Here is a 23,444-nt window from a genome sequence, read left to right as displayed (position 1 = left end):
CCTCCAGCCCGTCCGGCGTTCTCACGCCCGGACCCGTTCCACGGGCGGGGAGACGGGCGCCTCCCCCTCAGGGGACTCGTCGTGCGTCATGTCCGGCAGCCACCGCAGCCACCGCGGCAAGTACCAGTTCCGCTCCCCGAGCAGCGCCATCACCGCCGGGAGCAGCACTCCCCGGATCACCGTCGCGTCGATCAGGACCGCTGCCGCGAGTCCGACGCCCATCTGTTTCATGGACTGCATGGACAGCGTCCCGAAGATCGCGAAGACGGCGACCATGATCACGGCCGCGCTCGTCACGACGCCCGCCGTGGTCACCACCCCGTGGCTGATCGCGTCCTTCGTCGTACGCCCCTGGAGCCGCGCCTCCCTGATCCGGGAGACGACGAACACGTGGTAGTCCATCGAGAGGCCGAAGAGGATCACGAAGAGGAACAGCGGCAGCCACGCGATGATCGCGCCCACTCCCTCCGCGCCCACCAGTGACGCGCCCCAGCCGTGCTGGAAGACGATCACCAGGATTCCGTAGGCCGCCCCCACCGAGAGCAGGTTGAGGACGATCGACGTGATCGCGATCGTCAGCGAGCGGAACGAGAGCAGCATCAGCACGAACGCGAAGACCACCACGAACGCGAAGACCGGCGGGACCGACGAGGAGAGCTGGTCGTTGAAGTCCTTCGAGCCCGCCACCTGACCCGTCACCGGCGCCTCGACGCCGTCGACCTCGCCGAGCGTCGCGGGCCGCACCTCGTCCCGCAGGAGATCGAGGCTCTTCTCGGCCTTGTCCTGATCGGAGCCGCCGACCAGCGGTACGGACAGGAACGCGACGTTCTCGCGCTCGTGGACCTTCACCTCGACCGGACCGCCGGACGCCCCCGAGCTCACCGCCTGCTTCCGGAAGCCGGCGATCGCCGCCTTCACCGGGGCCGAGTCGATGTCATCGGCCTTCACCACGACCTCGGCGGGTTCCGAGCCGCCGGGGAACGCCTCGTTGACCCGGTCGTACGTCGCCACGATCGGCAGCGAGTCGCCGAACTCCTGGTCGAGGGTCAGCTGCTGGGTCTTCATGCCGAGCGCGGGCAGCGCGATCGCCGCGAGGACACCCGCCGCGATCACCACCGAGACGACCGGGCGCTTCAGGACCCGGCCGACGACCGCCCGCCACAGCCTGCTCTCGCTCGGCACGCCGCCCGCCCGCTCGCGGCGGCGCAGGAACGGCACGCGGCCCTTCTCCACCCGCTCGCCGAGCAGCGAGAGCAGCGCGGGCAGGACCGTCACCGAGCCCACCATGGCGACCGCGACCACCATCAGCGACGCGACTCCCATCGCCTCGAACTCGCCGATGCCGGTGAACAGCATGCCCGCCATCGCCACGCACACCGTGATGCCCGAGACGACCACGGCACGGCCGCTGGTGGCCGCCGCGATGTTCAGCGCGGTCTGTGCGTCACGGCCCTTGGCGCGTTCCTCGCGTTCGCGCCGCAGATAGAAGAGGCAGTAGTCGACGCCGACCGCGAGACCCACCAGGAGCATCACCGAGTTCGCCGTCTCGCTCATCGGCTGGACCTGGCTGACCAGGGCCATCAGACCCATCGTCGCCATGATCGCGGTGACCGCCAGGGCCACCGGGAGCAGCGCCGCGACCAGTGCGCCGAAGGCGATGAGCAGGATGCCGAAGGCGACGGGCACCGCGGAGTACTCGGCCTGCTTGAAGTCCTCGCCGAAGGCGTCGTCGAACGTCTTCTGCATGCTGGCGCCGCCGATCTCCTCGACCCGCAGCCCGTCGCGCTCGTGCGCGTCCGCCACCTTGCCGACGGCCGTCAGGACCGGCCCGACCCGGTCGCCCGCCGTCTCGTCGTCGCCGCGCATGTCGAAGCGCACCAGGGCGCTGCGGCCGTCCTTGCTGACCGACTCGCTCTTGTGCGGCGATGTCACCGCCGTCACTTCACCGGTGGCCCGCACCGCCTGCATGACGTCGTCGACGGTCTGGCGGAACCGCGGATCGGTCGCCTTGAGCGCACCGGGCCCGCTCTCCTTCGCCTGGATCAGGACGCTCTCGCCGACCGGCTCCTTGATACCGGCGTCGTCCACGATCTGTGTCGCCTGGTTGATCTCGCCCTTGAGATCGTTCTGGTCGACGTCCGTGCGGCCCACCGCGGAGCCGAGCGCCATCGACACCACGACGAAGAGCACCCAGATGCCCACGGCCGCCCATCGGTGCCTGGCGCTCCATCCGCCGGCCCGGGCGGCTATCCCCCGTACTCGCATGCTCTGATTCCCCATGGCTCGAAGCTAGGGCGGGGCCGGGGACGCGCTCGTCGTGCCGGACGGTGAACCGGGCGGGGGTCTTCTCCTCCCTCCGGACCGGTCGCCCTCCTCGCCAAGAAGGAGTCGGGGCAGCACAAGCCCCTTACATCTATGAGGACTTGCGGGGCGGACTTACGGGATTCAGCCCCGCGGTGTCCGATCTGCCGACGGGGGCCCGATTTGTTATTACAGAACCTTGTTGAACAAGTCACAGGTGTATGTAGGTATTGATCTGCGCGCGTCAATCAGACATGGTTTCGTCCCAACGCCCGGAGATCTTCCGGATCTCAAGGGTCGTTGCAGTGAAGTTTTGAAAACCCCCCACATCCCCCCACAGACACCACGAGGAGACCCCTCTTCATGGCAACACACAAGCGTGTCCGCTCGGTGAAGCTCGTCGCGGCGATAGCCACCGCCGCCACCGCGGTCGGCGTCACCGTCTTCGCGACCTCGTTCGCCGGTGCGGCAACCCCCGCCGAGGGCAAGGTCTACGGAGCGAACGCCAAGGGCGCCGTCGCCGGCAGCTACATCGTCATGCTCGACGAGAAGGCCGACAAGGGCGCCAAGTCCGACCTCGCCGCGGAGTACGGCGGCAAGCTGAAGCACAACTACTCCTCCGCGATCAACGGCTTCTCGGCCAAGGGACTCAGCGAGACGGACGCCAAGCGCCTGGCCGCCGACCCGGCCGTCGGCAAGGTCGTCCAGTCCAAGAAGTTCAGCATCAACGCCACCCAGGACAACCCGCCGTCATGGGGCCTCGACCGCATCGACCAGGACGACACCGCGGGCGACAAGAAGTACACGTACCCCGACGCGGCCGGTGAGGGCGCCACGGCGTACGTCATCGACACCGGTGTCCGCGTCAGCCACAAGGACTTCGGCGGTCGCGCCACGTCCGGCTTCGACGCCGTCGACAACGACGACAATGCGGACGACGGCAACGGCCACGGCACGCACGTCGCGGGCACCATCGCCGGTGACGCGCACGGCGTCGCCAAGAAGGCGAAGATCGTCGCGGTCCGCGTCCTTGACGACCAGGGCTCCGGCACCACCGAGCAGGTCGTCGCCGGCATCGACTGGGTCACCAAGAACCACGAGGGCCCCTCGGTCGCCAACATGAGCCTGGGCGGCGGCGCCGACGAGGCGCTCGACGCGGCGGTCCAGAAGGCCATCGCCTCCGGCGTCACCTTCGCGGTCGCGGCCGGCAACGAGTCCTCGGACGCCGGTCAGGGCTCCCCGTCCCGCGTGAAGGAGGCCATCACGGTCGCCTCCTCGACCAAGGACGACGAGCAGTCGGACTTCTCCAACTTCGGCAAGGTCGTGGACATCTACGCCCCCGGCTCGGACATCACGTCCGACTGGAACACGGGTGACGACGCCACCAACACCATCTCCGGCACGTCGATGGCCACCCCGCACGTCGTGGGCGCCGCCGCCGTCTACCTCGGCGCCCACCCGGACGCCAAGCCGGACGCCGTCTCCAAGGCGCTGACCGACGGCGCGACCGCGGACAAGATCTCGAACCCGAGCGAGGGCACGCCCAACAAGCTGCTCAAGGTCGTCGAGTAACACCTGCCAGTTGCGTCCGGCCGGGGGACACCCGGCCGGGCAACACCCACAGGACAGGCGGCCGTCGCGCCCACCCCCACGGGGTGCGACGGTCGTCTTATGGTGTGCGGATGACGGTCAAGGCATACGCGGCGCTCCTGCGCGGCATCAACGTGGGCGGCAAAAAGAAGGTGCCGATGGGGGAGTTGCGTCCGCTGCTCTCCGATCTCGGATTCGGCGACGTACGCACCCATCTGCAGAGCGGCAACGCGGTCTTCACCACGGAAGCCGCCGACGAGAACGATCTGGCCGCGCGGGTGAGCGAGGCCATCGAGGGGCACTTCGGCTTCGCCGTGGACGTCCTGGTGCGCGACGGCGCCTATCTGAAGGCGGTCGCCGACGCCTGCCCCTTCCCGGCCGCCGACCTCGAAGGAAAGCAACTGCACGTCACGTACTTCTCCGAGCAGGTCGACGCCTCCCGGCTCGACGGGCTCGACCAGAAGGCCTACCTCCCCGAGGAGTTCCGGCTCGGCGACCGCGCCCTCTACCTCTACGCGCCGGACGGACTCGGCCGCTCCAAGCTGGGTGAGGTCCTCTCACGCCCGGCCCTGTTCAAGGGCGTCATCGCCACATCCCGCAACTGGAACACCGTCGCCAAGCTGGTGGAACTGACCGGGGAGCCGGACCGTGGCTGACCGCACCCCCGCCGTCGACGCGGCCATCGAGGCCGAACTGCGGCTGCTCGCCCCCGAGGTCCGCACGCGGCCCGAACTGCTCGCCGCGCTGCTGCACCCGGAATTCACCGAGTTCGGAGCTTCCGGTACCCCCTGGGACCGCGAGTCGATCATCAAGGCCCTCAGCGAGAACACGCACCGGACCGGCCGCCCGATCATGACCTCCCGGATGCGGGGCGTCGAACTCGCCGACGGCGTCGTGCACCTCACCTTCGACACCGAGAGCAACGGACGCAAGGCGCACCGCAGTTCACTGTGGCGCCGGCACGAGGGCGAGTGGCTGCTCTGGTTCCATCAGGGGACACCGTTCAGCGCGGAAGGCCCGCCGGAAGCCTGATCCTCCCCGGTCGGAAGCCTGATCCTGCCCGGCCGGATGTGCGAGGCTCGGCTCCATGCGCTACATCATCATCGGAGCAGGGGCGATCGGCGGCACGGTGGGCGGACGCCTCGCCGAGAGCGGCCATGACGTGGTCCTCGTCGCGCGCGGCGCGCACTACGAGGCGGTACGGGACAACGGACTGCGGGTCAGGACGGCCGACGGGACGGTCGTCCACCGGCTGCCCGTCGTGCGGACCCCCGAAGAACTCGGCGAGTTGCGCGCGGACGACGTGCTGTTCCTCGCCGTGAAGACACAGGACTGCGCCGCCGCCCTCGACGCCTGGAGCGGGCGCCCGGTGGCGGGCGGCGGCACGGCGGGCGAGGTCCTTCCGCTGATCTGCGCGCAGAACGGCGTGGAGAGCGAACGCATCGCGCTGCGCCGCTTCAGGCGGGTGTACGGGATGTGTGTCTGGCTGCCCGCGACCCACGTCGAGCCGGGCTCGGTCTCCGCGGCGGGTGCCCCCTACACGGGCATCCTGCACCTGGGCCGCTACCCCGGAGGCACGGACGACACCGCCCGGCTCATCTCCGCCGACCTGGAGAAGTCAAAGCTGTTCTCGCCCGTCGTGGCGGACGTGATGCGCTGGAAATACGGGAAGCTGCTCGCCAACCTGGCCAACTCCATCGAGGCGGTCACGGGTGTGCTCGCCGGTGAAGAGGCCATCGCCCTCTACCGGCGGGCCCGCGCGGAGGGCGAGGCGGTGCTCGCCGCCGCCGGCATCGGGGCGGTGGGCGAACAGGAACAGAAGGAAGCGCGCGGCGACCGCGTCAGTTTCGAGCCCTTCGACGGCTCGAAGCGCGGCGGCGGCTCGTCCTGGCAGAGCCTGAGCCGGGGCACGGGCACCATCGAGGCGGACTACCTCAACGGCGAGATCGCGCTGCTCGGCCGTCTGCACGGGGTGCCGACGCCGGTGAACGACGCCCTGCAGGCCGTGGCGAACGCGTTCGCGCGCGAGCGGCGCGACGCCGGGTCGATGCCGGTGTCCGAACTGCTCGGCCTGGTGGCGAGGGCAGAGGAAGTGGCCCGCCTGGAGTGAGGGCGAATGGCCCGGGGGTGTGCGCCAATCGCTCGTTATGGTCGGCTCATGACGACGACGGACGACACCTCCAAGGCTCAGGCCGACTCCTCCAAGGCTCCGGAGGAGACCGCTCCCCGGACCCGCATCGACTTCTGGTTCGATCCGGCCTGCCCCTTCGCCTGGATCACGTCCCGCTGGATCCTGGAGGTCGAACGTGCCCGCGACCTCGACCTCCGCTTCCACGTGATGAGCCTCTACTTCCACAACACCGGAAACGAACTGCCCGACTGGTACCGGGAGCTCGTCGACAAGTCGATCCGCCCGGTGCGCGTGGCCGCCGCCGCGGCGGAGCAGCACGGCGATGACGTCCTGCGGGACCTCTACACGGCCTTCGGCACCCGCATCCACCGGGACAAGAACGAGGACTTCGACCAGGTCATCGCCGAGGCACTGGCCGAGACCGGCCTGCCCGCCGCCCTTGCCGACGCCGCGTACGACACGGCGTACGACGACGCGGTGCGCCGCAGCCATGACGCGGGAAAGGACCCCGAGGAGGGTGCCTACGTCGGCACCCCGACGATCCACGTCGACGGCACCGTCTGGTTCGGGCCCGTGCTGCGGGCGATTCCGCGCGGCGACGACGCGGTGCGGCTCTTCGACAGCTTCCGGGTGCTCGCGGGCTGCCCCGACCTCTTCGAGCTGAAGCGCACCCGCAGCGGCGGCCTCGACTTCAGCTGAGCGCCGAGGTCATCAGGAGCGTGGTGCGGCCGTTGTCCTCCGGGACCGACCGGCCCTGCGTGTAGCCGAGGCGCTTGAGGACCGTCAGGGACGCGGTGTTCTCGGCGTCCACGGTCGCGTGCACCCGGGACAGGGCCAGCGTCTCATGGCCGTACGCGGTGAGCAGGCGGGCGAGTTCCGTGCCTAGACCCTTGCCCCAGCTGCCCCGGAAAAGGCCGTAGACGATCTCGTGACCGTCGAGCCAGCTCTCGGGCGACGGCTTTATCTCCGCGTGGCCGATATAGCGGCCCTCGTGCCGCACCGCCCACACCGGGAACTGGTTCTCGGCGTACACGAGCCCGAAGATCCGGCGGAACAGCGCATGGGTCTGCTCCACGCTCTGCATCCCGTCCCCGAACCAGCGGCCCACGGCCTCGTCCTGGAGCAGCGAGACGAACTGTTCCTCGTCGGCGGCGACATAGGGGGACAGGCTCAGGCGTTCGGAACGGAGTACGGGGGTCATCGGCGTGACGGTAGGGCCAGGAACGGCGTCGCGGCAACCTGATTGGCCCGGTCCGTTCGGCCTGCGCGGCCCGCCGGGCCCGCTCAGGCCGCGGGCCGCGGCAGGCCGATCGGATTGGGGAAGGGTACGAGGCCCGCCGCGAGGATCTGCCGCACCGGACGTTCGAGGGCGGCCAGGAGCGCGTCCGCGTCCCGCGCGGCGAGCGGGCGAAGGAGCCGGGCCGAGAGGCGGTCCGTGGCGTCCTCGATCAACTCCCGCTCCGTGCGGCCGTGCTCGGTGACGTGTCCGTCCCCGTCCACCAGACCGCGCCCCCGCAGCCGGTCCACCGCGTGCGCCCACTCCTGTTCGCTCCACCCCCTGTCGTGCCGGATGGTGTCCGGGTCCACGCGCCCCGTCGCGGCGGCGAGCACCACCGCCTCGCAGGCGTCCAGGCCATGGTCGGCGAGCGCGGCGACATGCGCGTCGCCCCTGAACTCGCGTACGCAGGTGACCAGTTGCCACAGTCGTTGTACCGGGTCGGTCCGGTCGCTCACGTCCCGGTTCGCCGCGAACAGCGGGCGGGCGAGCGACGGGGCGTCCTCGACCATCGCCGCCAGGGGCGGACAGAGCGCGATGGCCTGGTCGTCGATGCCCGGCACCAGGGCGCGAAGGGCCCGTGCCGTGTAGGCCGCGCGCTCCTCCACGATCCGGCCCGGTGACACGTACTGCCAGGCGGAGGGCAGCGCCCGCGCCACCATGCCGGGGGCGAAGACGCCGAGCGATGCCGTGGCCGGGCCCGCCTCGACGGGACCCATGGGAGCCGTGCGGGCAGCGAAGTAGCCCATCCAGAAGCCCTTGAGGCCCAGCGCCCGGCCCAGATCGCGGCAGCCCTCCTCGAAGTAGATGACTGCGTGCAGGGGCTCGGTCCGCAGCCAGAGCGTCCGGGATCTGGTGAGGGTCATGAACCCACAAGCTAGGCCAGCGCGGGAACCCGCGCCACCCGCCCGACCACACCGGACTCGGCGCGTGCCTCGTCATAGCGCTGCACGAGGAGCCGCGCCAACCCGTCCGAGGCGCCGAGGACTTGGGCGGTGACGTCCGCGTCGGCGGCGCCCCGCACGATGCGGTCCGGCAGGAAACCGGGCGCGATGACATACGGCGCCACCGCCACACTGCGCACACCCAGGTCGCGCAGTTCCCGCACGGCGTCCTCCGTGCGGGGAAGAGATGCGGAGGCGAACGCAGGCCGCACGGCGCACCAACCGGTGTGCCGCCACTCCCGCGCGATTTCAGCGATCACTGCGATCGCCTCCGGGTCCGATGACCCCGCCGCGGCCAGTACGACCCCGGTCGAGGACTTGTCGGCGGGGGTCAGGCCCGCCTCGTACAGCCGCTGGTCCAGAGCGGTCAGGAGCAGCGGCGAGGGGCCGAGCACCCCCGCCTGCCGGATGCGCAGGCGGGGCGGCGCCTGGCTCAGGACCGCGGGGATGTCCGACTTCGCGTGGAACGCCCGGGTCAGGAGCAGGGGCAGCGCGATGACGTCCCGTACGCCCTCGGCGTCCAGGGATTCGAGCGCCTCGGGGACCGAGGGCGAATTGAAGTCCAGGAAGCCCGTCTCCACCCGCAGCCCCGGCCGCTGCTCCCGCACCCGGCGCACCAGGGCGCGCACCGTCTCGGCGTGCCGCGGATCGCGGCTGCCGTGGGCGACGACGAGCAGGACGGGACGGCCGTACATGGTGGGTCAGCTCCTCACGAGGAGTCCGCGGCTGCGCAGCACGCGCCGCTCAAGGGGACTGAAGATCAGCAGGTCGATGGCGATGCCGACGATGAGGATGAGGAAGATCGCGAAGAATACCTGCGACATGCTGCTGTTCGTGCGGCCCGCCTCCAGGAGCTGGCCGAGCCCCATGCCCAGGTCGGGGGATTGCGCGATGATCTCCGCGGCCATCAGCGAGCGCCACGAGAACGCCCAGCCCTGCTTCAGACCCGCCAGGTAACCGGGCAGCGCCGCCGGCATGACGATGTGCCAGGTGTGGCGCAGGCCCGTCGCACCCAGGGTGCGGCCAGCCCGCAGGAACAGCGGCGGCACCTGGTCGACGCCCGCGACCAGGCCGTTGGCGATCGAGGGGACCGCGCCGAGCAGGATCACCGCGAACATCATCTGGTCGTTGAGGCCGAGCCAGATCACGGCCGGCGGCACCCACGCCACCGACGGCAGCGACTGCAGGCCGGACAGGATCGGACCGATCGCGGCCCTGACGAACCGCACCCGGGCCACGATCAGACCGAGCGGCGTACCGATGGCGAGGGCCATCAGGAAGCCCAGGAGCCCGCGCGAGACGGACGTCCAGATGTACTCCAGGAGCGTCCCCTCCAGCCAGGCGTCCTGCACCTCGGCCCAGACGTCGGCGGGCGGCGGCAGCTTGTAGCCGTCGGTGACCTTCGCCCACACCAGGAGCTGCCAGACCACGAGGACAAGGACGACGGCCGTCACCGGCGGCAGGATCTTCTTGACGAAGGTCTGGCGGAAGGGAGTGCGCCGGGTCTGGACCGCGTCCAGGGCGTCGAGGCCCGCTTCCAGACCGGCCAGGTCCTGGCTGCTGTCCCTCTCGGCCTTGTCGACCTCGGTCTTGTCGACCGGAGTGTCAGTGCTGGCCATGTCGGCGGATCTCCCCACGCAGTTGTTCGGTGATCTCGACGGACAGTTCCGCCACGGCGGAGTCCTCGATGCGGCGCGGGTGGGGGATGTCCACCCGCCACTCGTGCGCCACCCGGCCCGGACGCGACGAGAGGAGCACGACGCGCTCGGCGAGGCGGACGGCCTCGCGCACGTTGTGCGTGACGAAGAGGACGGAGACGTTGGTCTCGCGCCAGATGCGGGTCAGCTCGTCGTGCAGGACGTCACGCGTGATCGCGTCGAGCGCCGCGAACGGCTCGTCCATCAGCAGGATCTTGCTGTCCTGCGCGAGGGCGCGGGCAAGGGCCACCCGCTGGCGCATGCCGCCGGACAGCTCGTGCACCCGCTTGCCGTACGCCCCTTGCAGCCGTACGAGGCCGAGGAGCTCCTCGGCCCGCTCGCGCCGCTCGGCCTTCGTGACGCCGCGCAGCTTCAGGGCGAGCTCGATGTTCTTGCCCGCGGTCAGCCACGGGAACAGCGCGTGCTCCTGGAACATGAGGGCGGGGCGGCCGTCGGTGGCGATGTCGCCCGCCGACGGCTTGTCCAGCCCGGCCACCAGATTGAGCAGCGTCGACTTGCCGCAGCCCGAGGCCCCCAGGAGGGTGACGAACTCGCCCGGAGCGACATCGAGCGTGATGTCGTCCAGGACGAGCTGCTGCCCGGCGGGTGTGGCGAAGGACTTCGAGACATGCTCGATCCGGGCTGCGTGTTCGGCCGTCGCGATGTCGTCGGCCGCCTTGGCGAGGGTCGTTGCCATGGTCGTCACCTCCTGGGAACTGGTTCCGATTCCGGGGTTACTTGGCGCCGAGACCGGCGTCGTCGACGGCGGGCTTGCCCTCGGCCTTGAGGACCTTGTTCAGCGGCCTCAGGTCGTAGATGCCCTTGAGGTTCGGCTTGTCCAGGAGGCCAGCCTTGACCGCGTGGTCGGCCTCGGAGTCGAGCGTGGCGGCCAGCGGGTCGTCCGTGGTCTGGATGGACTTCCACGCCGGGTCGATGACGTCGGCGGGCAGTTCCTTGCCGGACGCCTCCTTGAGGGCGGCGTTGGCGGACGCCTTCGCCTTCTCCGGGTTGTCCTTGATCCACTGGTTGGTCTTCACCGAACCGCGCAGGACGGCCTCGACGACCTTGGGGTGCTCCTTGAGGAACTCCTGCGACACGATGATGTTCGTGATCACGAACTTCTTGTCCGGCCACAGGTCGGCCTCGTCGAGGATCGCCTTGCCGCCCTCGGCGACCAGCTTCGAGGCGGTCGGCTCCGGCACCCAGGCGCCGTCGATCGAGCCGGACTTGTAGGCGTCAGGGGTGATCTTGTTGTCGGTACGGACCACCGAGACGTCGCCCTTGCCGCTCTCCGCGTCGACCTTCCAGCCCTTTTCCTTGATCCAGTTGAGGAAGGCCACGTCCTGCGTGTTGCCGAGCTGCGGTGTCGCGATCTTCTTGCCCTTGACGTCGTCCAGGGACTTGATCTTGTCCGGGTTGACCACCAGCTTCACGCCACCGGACGCCGAGCCGCCGATGATGCGCAGGTTCTTGCCCTGGGACTTGGTGTAGCCGTTGATGGAGGGCGACGGGCCGATCCAGCCGATGTCGATGGACTTCGAGTTCAGCGCCTCGATCTCCGACGGGCCCGCGTTGAACTGCGTGTACTTGGCCTTCGTCGCGCCCAGTTCCTTCTGGAACAGGCCCTCCTGGTCGCCGACCAGGGCGGTGGCGTGCGTGAGGTTCGGGAAGTACCCGATCTTCACCTCGTCAAGGCCCTCGATCTTCTTCGCACCCGCGGCCACCTCGGCCTTGTCGGTGTCGTCGTCCGAGTTGGATCCGTAGCCGCAGGAGGTGAGCACTACGGCGAGCAGTGGCAGGGCGGCGACGGCGGCAAGGGCACGGCGGCCGCCGGTGGTGCGTGGTGCGCGGAAGCTGGCAGGCACGGGAGGTGGTCCTCTCGTTGGCCCGGCTCTCACGCCCTCAGGGCGTGGCCGGGAGATCGGCAGGTTTTCGTCGTCGCAGGTCGAACTCGTGGGGGGTGTGGGCGCGCAGGCAGTGCGCGTACGTCTTCACGCACATCGCCCGACCCCGCCCTGCCCGCTGCCGAGGGCGCCGCTGCCGATGCGGCCGCCCTCCTTCGCGAAGGTCGAGAAGTAGTCGATGGAGGTCATGTCAGAAGTCCCAGCCCTCGTCGTCCGCCGCGGGACCGGCCTCTTCGGCCGTCTCGGGGGTGGCGAACGCGTCGCCCGCCATGCCCGCCGCGAGCGTCGTGCCGTCGGCCGGGTCGATCAGGAGGAACGATCCGGTGCGGCGCGATGCGGCGTACGAGTCGACGGCGATCGGCTCCGCGGTGCGCAGGACGACGCGGCCGATGTCGTTGGCGACCAGCTCGCCGGGTGCGGGGTGCTGGGAGAGGTCGTCCAGGGTGAGGCGCGAGGGGATGTCCTTGACGATCGCCTTGACCGTGCGGGTGGTGTGCTTGAGCAGCACCCGCTGGCCGACGGCGAGCGCGGTGTCCGCGACATGGCAGACCGTCGCCGTGAGGTCCTGCGAGATCGGCGGCTGGTCGCCGCTCGGCACGATCAGGTCGCCGCGCGCGATGTCGATGTCGCTCTCCAGGAGCAGCGTCACGGACTGCGGCGTCCAGGCGACGTCCACCGGCTCACCGAGCAGGTCGATGCCCGCGATCTTCGACGTCTTGCCCGAGGGAAGCACGGTGATGGACTCGCCGACCCGGAAGGTTCCGGCCGCGATCTGGCCCGCGTAGCCCCGGTAGTCGGGGTGCTCGGCGGTCTGCGGGCGGATCACGTACTGGACGGGCAGGCGCGCGTGGCAGGAGGTCAGGTCGTGGCTGACCGGGACCGTCTCCAGGTGCTCCAGGACGGTGGGGCCGCCGTACCAGTCCATGTTGGAGGAGGGCTCCACCACGTTGTCGCCGGCCAGCGCGGAGATCGGGATGGCGGTGATCTCCGGTACGCCCAACCCAACGGCGTACGCGGTGAATTCCTCGGCGATCTTCGCGAAGACGGTCTCCTCGTAGTCGACGAGGTCCATCTTGTTCACGGCGAGCACCACGTGCGGGACGCGCAGGAGCGCGGCGACGGCGGCGTGCCGGCGGGTCTGCTCGATGACGCCGTTGCGGGCGTCGACCAGGACCACGGCGAGGTCGGCGGTGGAGGCGCCGGTGACCATGTTGCGGGTGTACTGCACGTGGCCGGGGGTGTCGGCGAGGATGAAGCGGCGCGCGGGCGTGGCGAAGTAGCGGTAGGCGACGTCGATGGTGATGCCCTGCTCGCGCTCGGCGCGCAGGCCGTCGGTGAGCAGCGCGAGGTCGGGTGCCTCGGCCCCGCGGCTGGCGGAGGCACGCTCCACGGCCTCCAGCTGGTCGGTGAGGACCGACTTGGAGTCGTGCAGGAGGCGGCCCACGAGGGTGGACTTGCCGTCGTCGACGGACCCGGCGGTGGCGAACCGCAGCAGGGTGGTGGCCGACAGCTGCTCGTTCGAGAGCGGCTGGGCCTTGTCGGGTTCGGTGGTGCTGGTCATGGTTAGAAGTACCCCTCGCGCTTGCGGTCTTCCATCGCGGCCTCGGACATCTTGTCGTCGGCGCGGGTGGCGCCGCGCTCGGTGAGACGGGACGCGGCGATCTCGGTGATGACGGCGTCCAGCGTGGTGGCGTCGGAGTCGACGGCGCCGGTGCAGGACATGTCGCCCACCGTGCGGTAGCGCACCAGGCGCTTCTCGACGGTCTCGTCGTCCTTGGGGCCGCCCCACTCGCCGGCGGTCAGCCACATGCCCGAGCGCGAGAAGACGTCCCGCTCGTGCGCGAAGTAGATGCCGGGCAGCTCGATGCCCTCGCGGGCGATGTACTGCCAGACGTCCAGCTCGGTCCAGTTGGAGATCGGGAAGACGCGGACGTGCTCGCCCGGCGCGTGGCGGCCGTTGTAGAGCTGCCACAGTTCGGGGCGCTGGCGGCGCGGGTCCCACTGGGAGAACTCGTCGCGCAGGGAGAACACGCGCTCCTTGGCGCGGGCCTTCTCCTCGTCGCGGCGCCCGCCGCCGAAGACCGCGTCGAACTTCTCGCTCTGGATCTTCTCGGTGAGCGGCACGGTCTGCAGCGGGTTGCGGGTGCCGTCGGGGCGCTCGCGCAGCTTGCCCGCGTCGATGTAGTCCTGCACCGAGGCGACGTGCAGGCGCAGCCCGTGCTCGGCGACCACGCGGTCGCGGTACTCGAGGACCTCGGGGAAGTTGTGCCCGGTGTCCACGTGAAGCAGCGAGAAGGGGATCGCGGCCGGGGCGAACGCCTTCAGCGCCAGATGCAGCATGAGGATCGAGTCCTTGCCGCCGGAGAAGAGAATCACCGGCCGCTCGAACTCGCCCGCCACCTCGCGGAAGATGTGCACCGCCTCGGACTCCAGAGCGTCCAAGTGGGACAGCGCGTACGGGCTGTCCGTCCCCTCGGTCACTGTGGCCACGGTGGTCGTCATGCCAGACCCCTTTCGATGAGCAGCGCGCGCAAGGCCGCCGCGGACTCCTGCACGGTCTGGTCCTGGGACTCGATGCACAGATCGGGTGACTCGGGTGCCTCGTAGGGGTCGTCGACGCCCGTGAGACCGGAGATCTCACCGGCCGCCTGCTTGGCGTACAGACCCTTCACGTCGCGTACGGAGCAGACCTCCACCGGCGTGGCCACGTGGATCTCCAGGTAGGGCGTGCCGCCCTTCTGGTGGCGCTCCCGCACCGCGTCGCGGCTGTCGGCGAACGGCGCGATCACCGGCACCAGGACCTTCACGCCGTTACGGGCGAGCAGTTCGGCGACGAAGCCGATGCGCTGCACGTTCGTGTGCCGGTCCTCGCGGCTGAAGCCGAGGCCCGCCGAGAGGAACTCGCGGATCTCGTCGCCGTCGAGCACCTCCACCTGGTGGCCCTCGCCGCGGAGCTTGTCCGCGAGTTCGTACGCGATGGTGGTCTTGCCCGCGCTGGGCAGGCCGGTGAGCCAGATGGTGGCTCCGGTGGTCACGTGCTTCTCCGATACGTATCGAGGCTCTGTCGCTTCACGCGGCTCTGTCATCAATGGATCCCGCACTCGGTCTTGGCGTTGCCCGACCAGCGTCCCGCGCGGGCGTCCTCGCCCTCCAGGAGGCGGCGGGTGCAGGGCGCGCAGCCCACGGAGCCGTAGCCGTCCATGAGGAGGGGGTTGGTCAGGACGCCGTGCTCGTTCACGTAGGCGTCCACGTCGTCCTGCGTCCAGCGGGCGATGGGGGAGACCTTGACCTTCCGGCGCTTCTCGTCCCAGCCGACGACCGGGGTGCCCGCCCGGGTCGGCGACTCGTAACGACGCAGTCCGGTCGCCCACGCGGCGTACGAAGTCAGGCCCTCCTCAAGGGGCTTGACCTTCCGCATCGCGCAGCACAGGTCGGGGTTGCGGTCGTGCAGCTTCGCGCCGAACTCGGCGTCCTGCTCGGCGACCGTCTGCTTCGGCGTGAGCGTGATGACGTTGACGTCCATCACGGCGGCGACGGCGTCACGGGTGCCGATGGTCTCGGGGAAGTGGTAGCCGGTGTCGAGGAACACGACGTCCACGCCGGGGCGGGCCCGCGAGGCGAGGTGGGCGACGACGGCGTCCTCCATGGAGGAGGTCACGCAGAAGCGCTCGCCGAAGGTGTCGACGGCCCACCGGAGGATGTCGAGCGCGGACGCGTCCTCGAGGTCGCGCCCCGCCTGCTCGGCGAGGGCCTTCAACTCGTCGTCCGTACGCTGCTCTTTGACCTGAGCGGTCGTCATATCTCTTCCCCTCCATCGCTGTTGCGCTGAACTCCGCGGGCCAGCAGCCCGAGGAACTTCAACTGGAAGGCTCGATTGCACGCGGCGCATTCCCAGGCGCTGTGACCGGTCTCGTTCGGGCGCAGGTCCTCGTCACCGCAGTAGGGGCAGAAGAAGGGGGCGGCGCGCTCGCTCACTTCAGTGCCTCCTCGCTGGCGCGGCCCACCCAGGTGGCGAAGCGCTCGTCGTCCGCGCGCTCCTCCTGGAAGCGTGTGAGGACCCGCTCGACGTAGTCGGGCAGCTCGGCCGAAGTGACCTTCAGGCCGCGGACCTTGCGGCCGAACCCGGCCTCCAGGCCGAGCGCGCCGCCCAGGTGCACCTGGAAGCCCTCGACCTGGTTGCCCTCGTCGTCCAGGACGAGCTGGCCCTTGAGGCCGATGTCGGCGACCTGGATGCGGGCGCAGGCGTTCGGGCAGCCGTTGATGTTGATGGTGATGGGGTGGTCGAACTCCGGGATGCGGCGCTCCAGTTCGTCGATGAGCGTGGCGCCGCGCACCTTGGTCTCGACGATCGCGAGCTTGCAGAACTCGATGCCGGTGCAGGCCATGGTGCCGCGCCGGAATGGGGAGGGAGTGACCCGCAGGTCGAGGGCTTCGAGCCCCGCCACGAGCGAATCGACCTGCGCCTCCTCGACGTCGAGCACGATCATCTTCTGCTCGGCGGTGGTGCGCAGGCGGCCCGATCCGTGGGCCGCGGCGACGTCGGCGATCTTCGTGAGCGTCGCGCCGTCCACGCGGCCGACGCGGGGGGCGAAGCCGACGTAGAAGCGGCCGTCCTGCTGCTTGTGCACGCCGAGGTGGTCGCGCCAGGTGCCGGCCGGCTGCTCGGGCGCGGGCCCGTCGACGAGCTCCCGCTTGAGGTACTCGTCCTGGAGGATCTGCCGGAACTTCTCCGGGCCCCAGTCGGCCACGAGGAACTTCAGGCGGGCACGGGTACGCAGGCGCCGGTAGCCGTAGTCGCGGAAGATGCCGATGACGCCGGCCCATACGTCCGGCACCTCGTCCAGCGGCACCCAGGCGCCGAGCCGCACGCCCAGCTTGGGGTTGGTGGAGAGGCCGCCGCCGACCCAGAGGTCGAAGCCGGGGCCGTGCTCGGGGTGGTTCACGCCGACGAACGCGATGTCGTTGATCTCGTGCGCGACATCGAGCTGAGGGGAACCCGAGATGGCCGTCTTGAACTTGCGCGGCAGGTTCGAGAACTCCGGGCTGCCGATGAAGCGGCGGCTGATCTCGTCGATGGCGGGGGTGCCGTCGATGATCTCGTTCTCGGCGACACCGGCGACGGGCGAACCGAGGATGACGCGGGGCGTGTCACCGCAGGCCTCGGTGGTGGAGAGCCCGACGGCTTCGAGGCGCTCCCAGATCTCGGGAACGTCCTCGATGCGGATCCAGTGGTACTGGACGTTCTGCCGGTCGGTGAGGTCGGCGGTGCCGCGCGCGAACTCCTGCGAGATCTCGCCGATGACGCGCAGCTGCTCGGTGGTGAGGCGTCCGCCGTCGATGCGGACCCGGAGCATGAAGTACTCGTCGTCCAGCTCTTCCGGCTCCAGGATGGCCGTCTTGCCGCCGTCGATCCCCTGGCGGCGCTGGGTGTAGAGCCCCCACCAGCGCATACGTCCACGGAGATCGTTCGGGTCGATGGAGTCGAAGCCACGTTTGGAGTAGATCGTCTCAATGCGTGTCCGCACATTGAGACCGTCGTCATCCTTCTTGAACTGTTCGTTGCCGTTCAGCGGCGTGAAGTGGCCAACGGCCCACTGGCCCTCACCACGGTGACGGCTCGCCTTGCGCCGGGGCGCGGCAGTCGTGGGCTTTTCGGGGGTGGCAGCCATGGCTATACGTCCTTCAAGGCGGGCTGAGGGCGGGGCTGACCTGCACACTCGCGCAGGAGGCGCGGCGGTGCGCAACAGGGTGGTCAGGAAAAGGGAGGCGTCGGCGCTGGTGCTGTCAGCTCGCCGGACACATGGCGCTGGACATGCGGCAGAGATCGACGTGACGCCGACTCACCAAGGCAATTCCAGTGCGATCCATGACGGAAGCGTGTCACGGGACTTTCGGCCCAGTCCACCATTATCCAGAATGTGGACCTGTCGGTCTCGCATTGCGGGACGGTGTGGTTTGGGTCACTCACTTCGGGCCCCGCCAGAGGCGCGGGGCTCTGACATATGCGGCTCCGCCGCGTGGGCGCGACCGGCCACGCCGGACCCGCAGCCGAACCACGCACCCCCCGCGCGAAGCGCTAAGCCCCGGGCCACGGACCGGGCGTGGCCACATCCGCCTCCTGCGAGACCTCCGTGTCAAAAAGCTTGAAACCACGCCGCAGGTAATTACCCATCGCGTGCTCCCCGTCCTTGGAGCAGGTGTGCACCCACACCCGCCGGGTCGCGGGCAGCTCCGGCCAGCGCTCGGCCAGGTCCCAGGCCCGCCGTACCCCGTACGAGAGCAGGTGCCCGCCGATCCGCCGGCCCCGGAAGGCGGGGATGAGACCGAAGTACACGATCTCGACCGCGCCGCCGTCCTGTGCCGCCAGCTCCACATACCCGGCCGGTGTCCCCTTGTCGTAGGCGACCCACGTCTCGACACCCGGCTTCCCGAGCTGGTCCTGCCACTGCGCGTAGGACAGCGAAAGACGGTCCGTCCAGCGGATGTCGCCGCCGACGGAGGCATAGAGGAAGCGGCTGAACTCGGGGGAGGGGATCTCGGCCCGGACGATCCGCACGTCGTCGCCGGGCGCGGCGGCGGGAAGCAGATCGGTGGGAGCGGTCTGCTCCAGGGACCAAGTGGTGACGGTGAGGCTCATGCCGGTCAGAGAATCACGGGGCGGGGGCGGCGGCCAAGGCGGGCCCCGCCCGACGCGCGGTGGGGCGGTATCGCTCGTGCCGGTGAAAGCGGCCCGTTCATATGGCGGCGGGGCCGGGAGGTCAGTAGGACTCGGAACATGAGTCTTGAGCGGGTCACCATCACCATCCCCAGCGAGTCGCTGGAGGCCGCCGCGTCGGCTGCCGAGCGCGAAGGGCTGAGTGTTTCCGCCTGGCTTTCGCGGGCCGCCGAGCGCGCCGCGAAGGACGGGGCGGGCCGCACGGCGGGGCGGGAAGCCATGAAGCACGTCAAACCGCCGACACCGGAGGAGCAGGAGCGGGTCGACTCCTTCATGCGCCATGCCATCCGCCCCGTCAGCGCGGACGACCGGTCACGCGGCGCGGCGTGAGCGCCGGCGCCCGGCGGGGGGCGGGGGCGTCCGTAGGCGTACTCAAGGCTCCGGCACCCTGCGTGCCTCGCGTACCGCAGGGGCCGTCGAATGCGGGAGCAGGTTCGCCGGGTGGTCGGGGAGGATCACCTCTACGTCCACGTCTTCCGTGAAGCGGTAGGGGCGGTGGGCCAGCAGGCTGCCCAAGTAGCGTCGGACACGGGAGAGTTCGGCGCGGACCGTCACCGTGCGTGCCGGGTCGCCGAACATGTCCTCCGCCAGGCCCGAGGCACTGCGGCCCTTGCGGTGCGTGCACAGGAGGAACAGCAACTCCGCGTGCCGAGGGCTCAGCTCATGCGTCCAGCCGCCCGCGCCACCGCCCTCCACGGTGACCGACCAGCGCCGCGGCCCCCGTACGTCAAGGACGACCCGGGTCGCGGCCAGCGGCTGCGGATCCTCCTCGACGCGCAGCAGCCAGCCGCCCGGCAGCGGCTCCACCGCGCAGGGGCCGAGCGAGGGCAGCCAGGTGTGGCCCGCGGCCATGGACCCGGGCAAGGAGAGCCGGTCCGTCGGCGGCATTCCCGTGACCGCCGCCGTCCACCCGTGGGAGTCCACCGCCACGGCGCGCCCCTCCAGGCGGGCGACGACCGGCGCCGCCACCGAACGCAGCCGGTCGAGCGCCGACACGTGGCTCTCCCGCAGCCGGGCCTCGGCGAGCTTCGCCACCGAGTCGACCAGGGCGAGCATCGCCGGATGCATGGTGTTCAGCGGCCCGCTGATGTCGACCACACCGAGCAGGCGGCCGTCGCGGGGATCGGTGATGGGCGCGCCCGTACACGTCCACGCGTGGTGTGTCTCGACGAAGTGCTCGGCGGAGAACACGTGCACCGGCCGGCGCACGACCAGCGGTGTCCCCACGCCGTTCGTGCCGACGACGCTCTCGCTCCAGTCCGCACCCGGTTCGAAGCCCAGCGAGTCCGCCTTGCGCAGCACCGTGGAGTTGCCCTCGCGCCACAGGACCCGGCCGTCCGCGTCGCAGACGACCATGATGTGGTGCGCCGCGTCCGCCACCGTGACGAGCGCCTCGCGCAGCACCGGCATGACCTCCGCAAGGGGCGAGGCGCGCCGCCGCTCCTCCAGCTCCTCGACGCCGAGCAGCTCCGAGCGGAAGTCGCGGTCCGGATCGACCCCGTCGAGCAGCATGCGCCCCCAGGACTCCTCGATGACCGGACGGGGCAGCACGCGCGGCCGCTGCCCGTTGAGTGTCGCGTGGCGCACGCTCGCCAGCAGCCGCGCGGCCTGGGTGCAGTCCATGGAGGAGATCCTCGCGAGGTCTATCGTCGAAGTCGCGGTCATCACTGGGTCCTTCCCCCGGGCACCCCAATGCCCGCGCAGAGCCAGCGCGCCGGGCGGATCCACCCATCGTGCCCCCTCAGCGGCAGCGAGGGTATTGGTTCGGTAATGAACCGATGTACTTCAGCAGAGAACCGATGATTGCAACGGTCTGCAACTCTCGCGGACAGCCCCGCGTCGGCCGAAGCTGAGGGGAGCGGGGGTGGCGCCGTGTCGGCGCGGCACCACCCCCGCGAAGACCGCCGGTTTCCGCCGAAAGCCCTGGTCGGTCAGTCGGTGCCGGGCGCGGCCCGCTCCACCACGGACGCCAGGTCGAGGGTGTGCGGCAGCGTCCCGAACGCCGACCCCCAGTCCCCGCCGAGCCGCGAGGCACAGAACGCGTCGGCCACCTCCGGGGGCGCGTACCGCACCAGCAGCGAACCCTGGAGCACCACCGCCATCCGCTCCGTGAGCCGGCGGGCCCGCGCCTCGATGCCGTCCAGATCGGCCAGTTCGGTGAGCAGCGCCTTGATCGCGCCGTCCAGACGGTGATCGGCGCCGCGCGCGAGGCCGACCTCCTGGAGGAAGGCGTTCAGCGCCTGCGGCTCCCGCTGCAGCGCACGCAGCACGTCAAGGGCCTGTACGTTCCCCGAGCCCTCCCAGATCGAGTTGAGCGGCGACTCGCGAAGCAGCCGCGGCATCCCCGACTCCTCTACGTATCCGTTGCCGCCGAGCACCTCCAGAGCCTCCACCACGAGCGGCGTGCAGCGCTTGGTCACCCAGTACTTCGCGGCCGGCACCGCGATCCGCAGGAACGCCCGCTCCTGCTCGCTGCCGTCGTCGTACGCCGCGGCGAGTCGCAGCGCGAGCGTCGTCGCCGCCTCGGACTCCAGGGCCAGATCCGCCAGTACGTTGCGCATCAGCGGCTTGTCGATGAGCTTGCCGCCGAATGCCTCGCGGTACGTGGCGTGGTGCACGGCCTGCGCGACGGCCTGCCGCATGATCGCCGCCGAGCCCACCACACAGTCGAGCCGCGTGGCAGCCACCATGTCGATGATGGTGCGCACCCCGCGCCCCTCCTCACCCACCCGGCGCGCCCATGTCCCGTCGAACTCGACTTCGCTGGAGGCATTCGACTTATTGCCCAGTTTGTCCTTCAGGCGCTGAATGGCGAAGGCGTTACGGGTGCCGTCTTCGAGTACGCGCGGCACGAGAAAACACGTAAGTCCCGCGGCGGCCTGCCCGAGCACGAGAAAACCGTCGGACATGGGTGCGGAACAGAACCACTTGTGCCCCATGAGTTCATAGGTGCCTTCTTCCGCGAGAGCACGCGCGCGTGTCGTATTCGCGCGGACATCACTTCCGCCCTGTTTCTCCGTCATGCCCATCCCGAAGAGCACTCCGGCCTTCTGCGACGCGGGTCGCAGACCTTCGTCGTACACGAGAGAAGTCAGCCGGGGTTCCCACTCGGCGGCCAGCGCGGGGTCGGCCCGCAGCGCGGGCACCGCCGCGTGCGTCATCGACACCGGGCAGCCGTGCCCCGCCTCGACCTGCGTCCACACCAGGAATCCGGCCGCGCGCCGCAGATGGCCACCCGGCCGCGACCAGGCGGTGGTCAGACCCGCCGACACCGCTTTGCCGAGCAGCCTGTGCCACGAGGGGTGGAAGGCGACTTCGTCGACGCGATTCCCATAGCGGTCATGGGTGTGCAGAACGGGCGGATTCTCATTGGCCAGAAACCCCCATTCGCGCGCCTGCACCGATCCGGCGGTACGCCCGAGTTCGGAGAGTTGCTCGCGCGCGGTACCGAGAAGCGCGGGATCGAGATGCCGTTCGAGTCCTTCTGCGAGAGCCCGGTCGGACGTAAAGACGTCATATCCCACCAGGGGCGGAGCCTGGTTGGTCACTGTGTGGGTGGTGGCTGCCATGCCGCTACGGTAAGGAGGTGCACCAGGCAAAAGAAACACCCGGGAGGCCGAGCGGCCGCTGGAACCGGGCCCGCGCTCTCTACAGCAACGTCTCCAAGCGCAGGACTGCCTGGCTGCTGCTCAAGGACACGGTCAACTCGTGCGTCGAATACCGGATCCTGGGTCTGGCGGCCGAGGCGGCTTTCTTCACGCTGCTCTCCGTGCCGCCGCTGCTCCTGAGCCTGATCGGTCTGCTCGCGTACGTGGACCGGTGGACCGGCGCGAACACCATCGCCAGCGTGGAGAACAACATCCTCGAGGCGTCCCGCACGGTCCTCTCCGACAAGGGCGTCAGCCAGATCGCGCAGCCGATACTGGAGGACGTCATGCGGGTCGGGCGTCCCGACGTCATCTCCATCGGCTTCCTCTTCGCCCTGTGGTCGGGCTCGCGCGCCGTGAACGTCTTCATCGACACGATCACGGTCATGTACGGCCTGGACGGCGCACGCGGCATCGTCAAGACCCGGCTGCTCGCGTTCGGCCTGTTCATCGTGGCGCTGCTGATCGGTTCGGTGGCGCTGCCGCTGATGGTGGCGGGGCCTGATGCGGTGGTGAATCTGGTGCCGGGTTCGACGACGGTGGTGCAGGTTCTGTACTGGCCTGTGGTGACGCTGTTGTCGGTGGTGTTCCTGACGACGCTGTACCACGTGTCCGTGCCGGTGCGCTCGCCCTGGGTGGAGGACATGCCGGGTGCGCTGATCGCTCTCGGCATGTGGGTCCTCGGCAGCTTCCTGCTGCGCATCTACCTCACCAGCACGGTCGAAGGCCCCACGATCTACGGTTCGTTGGCCGCGCCGGTGGCGGTGCTCCTGTGGATCGGTGTGTCGGCGTTCGCGGTGCTTGTCGGGGCCGCGGTGAACGCCGCCATCGACCGGGTGTGGCCCTCCGTCGCCACGGCTGCCGCGCGTGCGGCCAACGATCGGATACGGGAGGCGCGGGCGGTGGAGGTGGTGGCCCGCGCGGCCGCCGCGCGGGAGGCTTCCGCGGACCCCGACGACCAGGACATGCCCTCCGAGTTCCCCGAACGCTGGTCCCGCTTCCTCCCCCCGGACGACGTCTCCTCCCGCCTGCGGACGCACGTCAAGAAGAGTGGCAGCGGGGGCAACAGCGGAGGCAACGGGGAACAGCCTCCGCCGGAGTAGAGGTTCTCTGCGGGGCTAATTTCCCCAACCCCACCCCTTCCCGAAAACTCGCTGGCGCGAGGGCCTTGTACGTACCGCCATCACCGGCTCCGCCGAGTTCGTCCTCAATCGCCGGACGGGCTGAATCTTTCAGCCG

24 protein-coding genes are annotated in these 23,444 nt (G+C 70.0%); 7 read left to right on the top strand and 17 right to left on the bottom strand.

All coding sequences use genetic code 11. The features are described 5' to 3' along the window. Positions 1-21: 21 nt before the first annotated feature. The gene (locus tag ACWFR3_RS43275; RefSeq protein ID WP_453740190.1) at positions 22-2,280 is read right to left on the bottom strand and encodes an MMPL family transporter; all 2,259 of its coding nucleotides are present in this window, start codon (positions 2,278-2,280) and stop codon (positions 22-24) included. Between the two features lie 384 nt (positions 2,281-2,664). Between ACWFR3_RS43275 and ACWFR3_RS43270 the strand changes: the two genes are divergently transcribed. The 5 genes from ACWFR3_RS43270 (at position 2,665) to ACWFR3_RS43250 (ending at position 6,721) form a co-directional block, all read left to right on the top strand. Continuing rightward, on the top strand, positions 2,665-3,873 hold the full coding sequence (locus ACWFR3_RS43270; protein ID WP_453740189.1) for a S8 family serine peptidase: 1,209 nt from the start codon (positions 2,665-2,667) through the stop codon (positions 3,871-3,873). Between the two features lie 110 nt (positions 3,874-3,983). Then, positions 3,984-4,547, top strand: a complete 564-nt coding sequence (locus ACWFR3_RS43265; protein WP_453740188.1) for a DUF1697 domain-containing protein — start codon at positions 3,984-3,986, stop codon at positions 4,545-4,547. Further along, on the top strand, positions 4,540-4,923 hold the full coding sequence (locus tag ACWFR3_RS43260) for a nuclear transport factor 2 family protein (protein ID WP_453740187.1): 384 nt from the start codon (positions 4,540-4,542) through the stop codon (positions 4,921-4,923). Before ACWFR3_RS43265 ends, ACWFR3_RS43260 begins: the two co-directional genes overlap by 8 nt. Before the next feature lie 55 nt (positions 4,924-4,978). Then, positions 4,979-6,001, top strand: a complete 1,023-nt coding sequence (locus tag ACWFR3_RS43255) for a ketopantoate reductase family protein (protein WP_453740186.1) — start codon at positions 4,979-4,981, stop codon at positions 5,999-6,001. 48 nt (positions 6,002-6,049) lie between these two features. Beyond that, positions 6,050-6,721, top strand: a complete 672-nt coding sequence (locus ACWFR3_RS43250; RefSeq protein WP_453740185.1) for a mycothiol-dependent nitroreductase Rv2466c family protein — start codon at positions 6,050-6,052, stop codon at positions 6,719-6,721. On the opposite strand, the gene ACWFR3_RS43245 is transcribed toward ACWFR3_RS43250, so the two are convergent. From ACWFR3_RS43245 to ACWFR3_RS43180, 14 genes are all read right to left on the bottom strand, one after another. Then, positions 6,714-7,223, bottom strand: coding sequence for a GNAT family N-acetyltransferase (locus ACWFR3_RS43245; protein WP_453740184.1), 510 nt, complete (start codon positions 7,221-7,223; stop codon positions 6,714-6,716). The genes ACWFR3_RS43250 and ACWFR3_RS43245 overlap by 8 nt on opposite strands. An 83-nt stretch (positions 7,224-7,306) precedes the next feature. Then, entirely contained in the window at positions 7,307-8,164 is an 858-nt protein-coding gene (locus tag ACWFR3_RS43240; RefSeq protein ID WP_453740183.1) for an SCO6745 family protein, read from the bottom strand. Between the two features lie 11 nt (positions 8,165-8,175). Then, positions 8,176-8,937: a sirohydrochlorin chelatase gene (locus tag ACWFR3_RS43235; RefSeq protein ID WP_453740182.1), complete on the bottom strand. Its 762-nt coding sequence runs from the start codon at positions 8,935-8,937 to the stop codon at positions 8,176-8,178. Between the two features lie 6 nt (positions 8,938-8,943). After that, positions 8,944-9,861: an ABC transporter permease gene (locus tag ACWFR3_RS43230; RefSeq protein WP_453740181.1), complete on the bottom strand. Its 918-nt coding sequence runs from the start codon at positions 9,859-9,861 to the stop codon at positions 8,944-8,946. Then, positions 9,848-10,636, bottom strand: coding sequence for an ABC transporter ATP-binding protein (locus ACWFR3_RS43225; RefSeq protein ID WP_453740180.1), 789 nt, complete (start codon positions 10,634-10,636; stop codon positions 9,848-9,850). Before ACWFR3_RS43225 ends, ACWFR3_RS43230 begins: the two co-directional genes overlap by 14 nt. A gap of 37 nt (positions 10,637-10,673) precedes the next feature. Continuing rightward, the gene (locus ACWFR3_RS43220) at positions 10,674-11,804 is read right to left on the bottom strand and encodes an aliphatic sulfonate ABC transporter substrate-binding protein (RefSeq protein WP_453740179.1); all 1,131 of its coding nucleotides are present in this window, start codon (positions 11,802-11,804) and stop codon (positions 10,674-10,676) included. A gap of 229 nt (positions 11,805-12,033) precedes the next feature. Further along, on the bottom strand, positions 12,034-13,404 hold the full coding sequence (locus ACWFR3_RS43215; RefSeq protein WP_453740178.1) for a sulfate adenylyltransferase subunit 1: 1,371 nt from the start codon (positions 13,402-13,404) through the stop codon (positions 12,034-12,036). Between the two features lie 2 nt (positions 13,405-13,406). Next, entirely contained in the window at positions 13,407-14,345 is a 939-nt protein-coding gene (cysD, locus tag ACWFR3_RS43210) for a sulfate adenylyltransferase subunit CysD (protein WP_453740177.1), read from the bottom strand. Then, entirely contained in the window at positions 14,342-14,929 is a 588-nt protein-coding gene (cysC, locus tag ACWFR3_RS43205; protein ID WP_453740176.1) for an adenylyl-sulfate kinase, read from the bottom strand. Before cysC ends, cysD begins: the two co-directional genes overlap by 4 nt. Beyond that, entirely contained in the window at positions 14,929-15,642 is a 714-nt protein-coding gene (locus ACWFR3_RS43200) for a phosphoadenylyl-sulfate reductase (protein WP_453740175.1), read from the bottom strand. The genes cysC and ACWFR3_RS43200 overlap by 1 nt, the downstream gene beginning before the upstream one ends. Further along, entirely contained in the window at positions 15,639-15,818 is a 180-nt protein-coding gene (locus ACWFR3_RS43195) for a hypothetical protein (RefSeq protein WP_453740174.1), read from the bottom strand. Before ACWFR3_RS43195 ends, ACWFR3_RS43200 begins: the two co-directional genes overlap by 4 nt. Further along, positions 15,815-17,512, bottom strand: a complete 1,698-nt coding sequence (locus ACWFR3_RS43190; RefSeq protein ID WP_453740173.1) for a nitrite/sulfite reductase — start codon at positions 17,510-17,512, stop codon at positions 15,815-15,817. Before ACWFR3_RS43190 ends, ACWFR3_RS43195 begins: the two co-directional genes overlap by 4 nt. 115 nt (positions 17,513-17,627) lie before the next feature. Beyond that, complete coding sequence (locus ACWFR3_RS43185) at positions 17,628-17,711, bottom strand: putative leader peptide (protein WP_323178717.1); 84 nt, start codon at positions 17,709-17,711, stop codon at positions 17,628-17,630. Between the two features lie 208 nt (positions 17,712-17,919). Beyond that, positions 17,920-18,480 (bottom strand): GNAT family N-acetyltransferase, encoded by a 561-nt coding sequence (locus ACWFR3_RS43180; RefSeq protein ID WP_453740172.1) that lies wholly within the window; start codon positions 18,478-18,480, stop codon positions 17,920-17,922. Positions 18,481-18,618: 138 nt separating this feature from the next. On the opposite strand from ACWFR3_RS43180, the gene ACWFR3_RS43175 reads away from it, so the two are divergent. Further along, positions 18,619-18,888 (top strand): hypothetical protein, encoded by a 270-nt coding sequence (locus ACWFR3_RS43175; protein ID WP_453740171.1) that lies wholly within the window; start codon positions 18,619-18,621, stop codon positions 18,886-18,888. A 42-nt stretch (positions 18,889-18,930) separates the two neighbouring features. On the opposite strand, the gene ACWFR3_RS43170 is transcribed toward ACWFR3_RS43175, so the two are convergent. Both ACWFR3_RS43170 and ACWFR3_RS43165 read right to left on the bottom strand, forming a co-directional pair. Then, the gene (locus ACWFR3_RS43170; protein WP_453740170.1) at positions 18,931-20,223 is read right to left on the bottom strand and encodes a GAF domain-containing protein; all 1,293 of its coding nucleotides are present in this window, start codon (positions 20,221-20,223) and stop codon (positions 18,931-18,933) included. A 266-nt stretch (positions 20,224-20,489) separates the two neighbouring features. Beyond that, entirely contained in the window at positions 20,490-22,127 is a 1,638-nt protein-coding gene (locus tag ACWFR3_RS43165) for an acyl-CoA dehydrogenase family protein (RefSeq protein WP_453740169.1), read from the bottom strand. A 17-nt stretch (positions 22,128-22,144) separates the two neighbouring features. Here ACWFR3_RS43165 and ACWFR3_RS43160 point away from each other — a divergent pair, with 17 nt between their 5' ends. Next, positions 22,145-23,308, top strand: a complete 1,164-nt coding sequence (locus ACWFR3_RS43160; RefSeq protein ID WP_453740168.1) for a YihY/virulence factor BrkB family protein — start codon at positions 22,145-22,147, stop codon at positions 23,306-23,308. Positions 23,309-23,444 lie beyond the last annotated feature (136 nt).

The sequence above is a fragment of the Streptomyces sp. NPDC055189 genome, from assembly GCF_053606765.1.
This window is presented reverse-complemented; position numbering and strand designations above follow the sequence as displayed.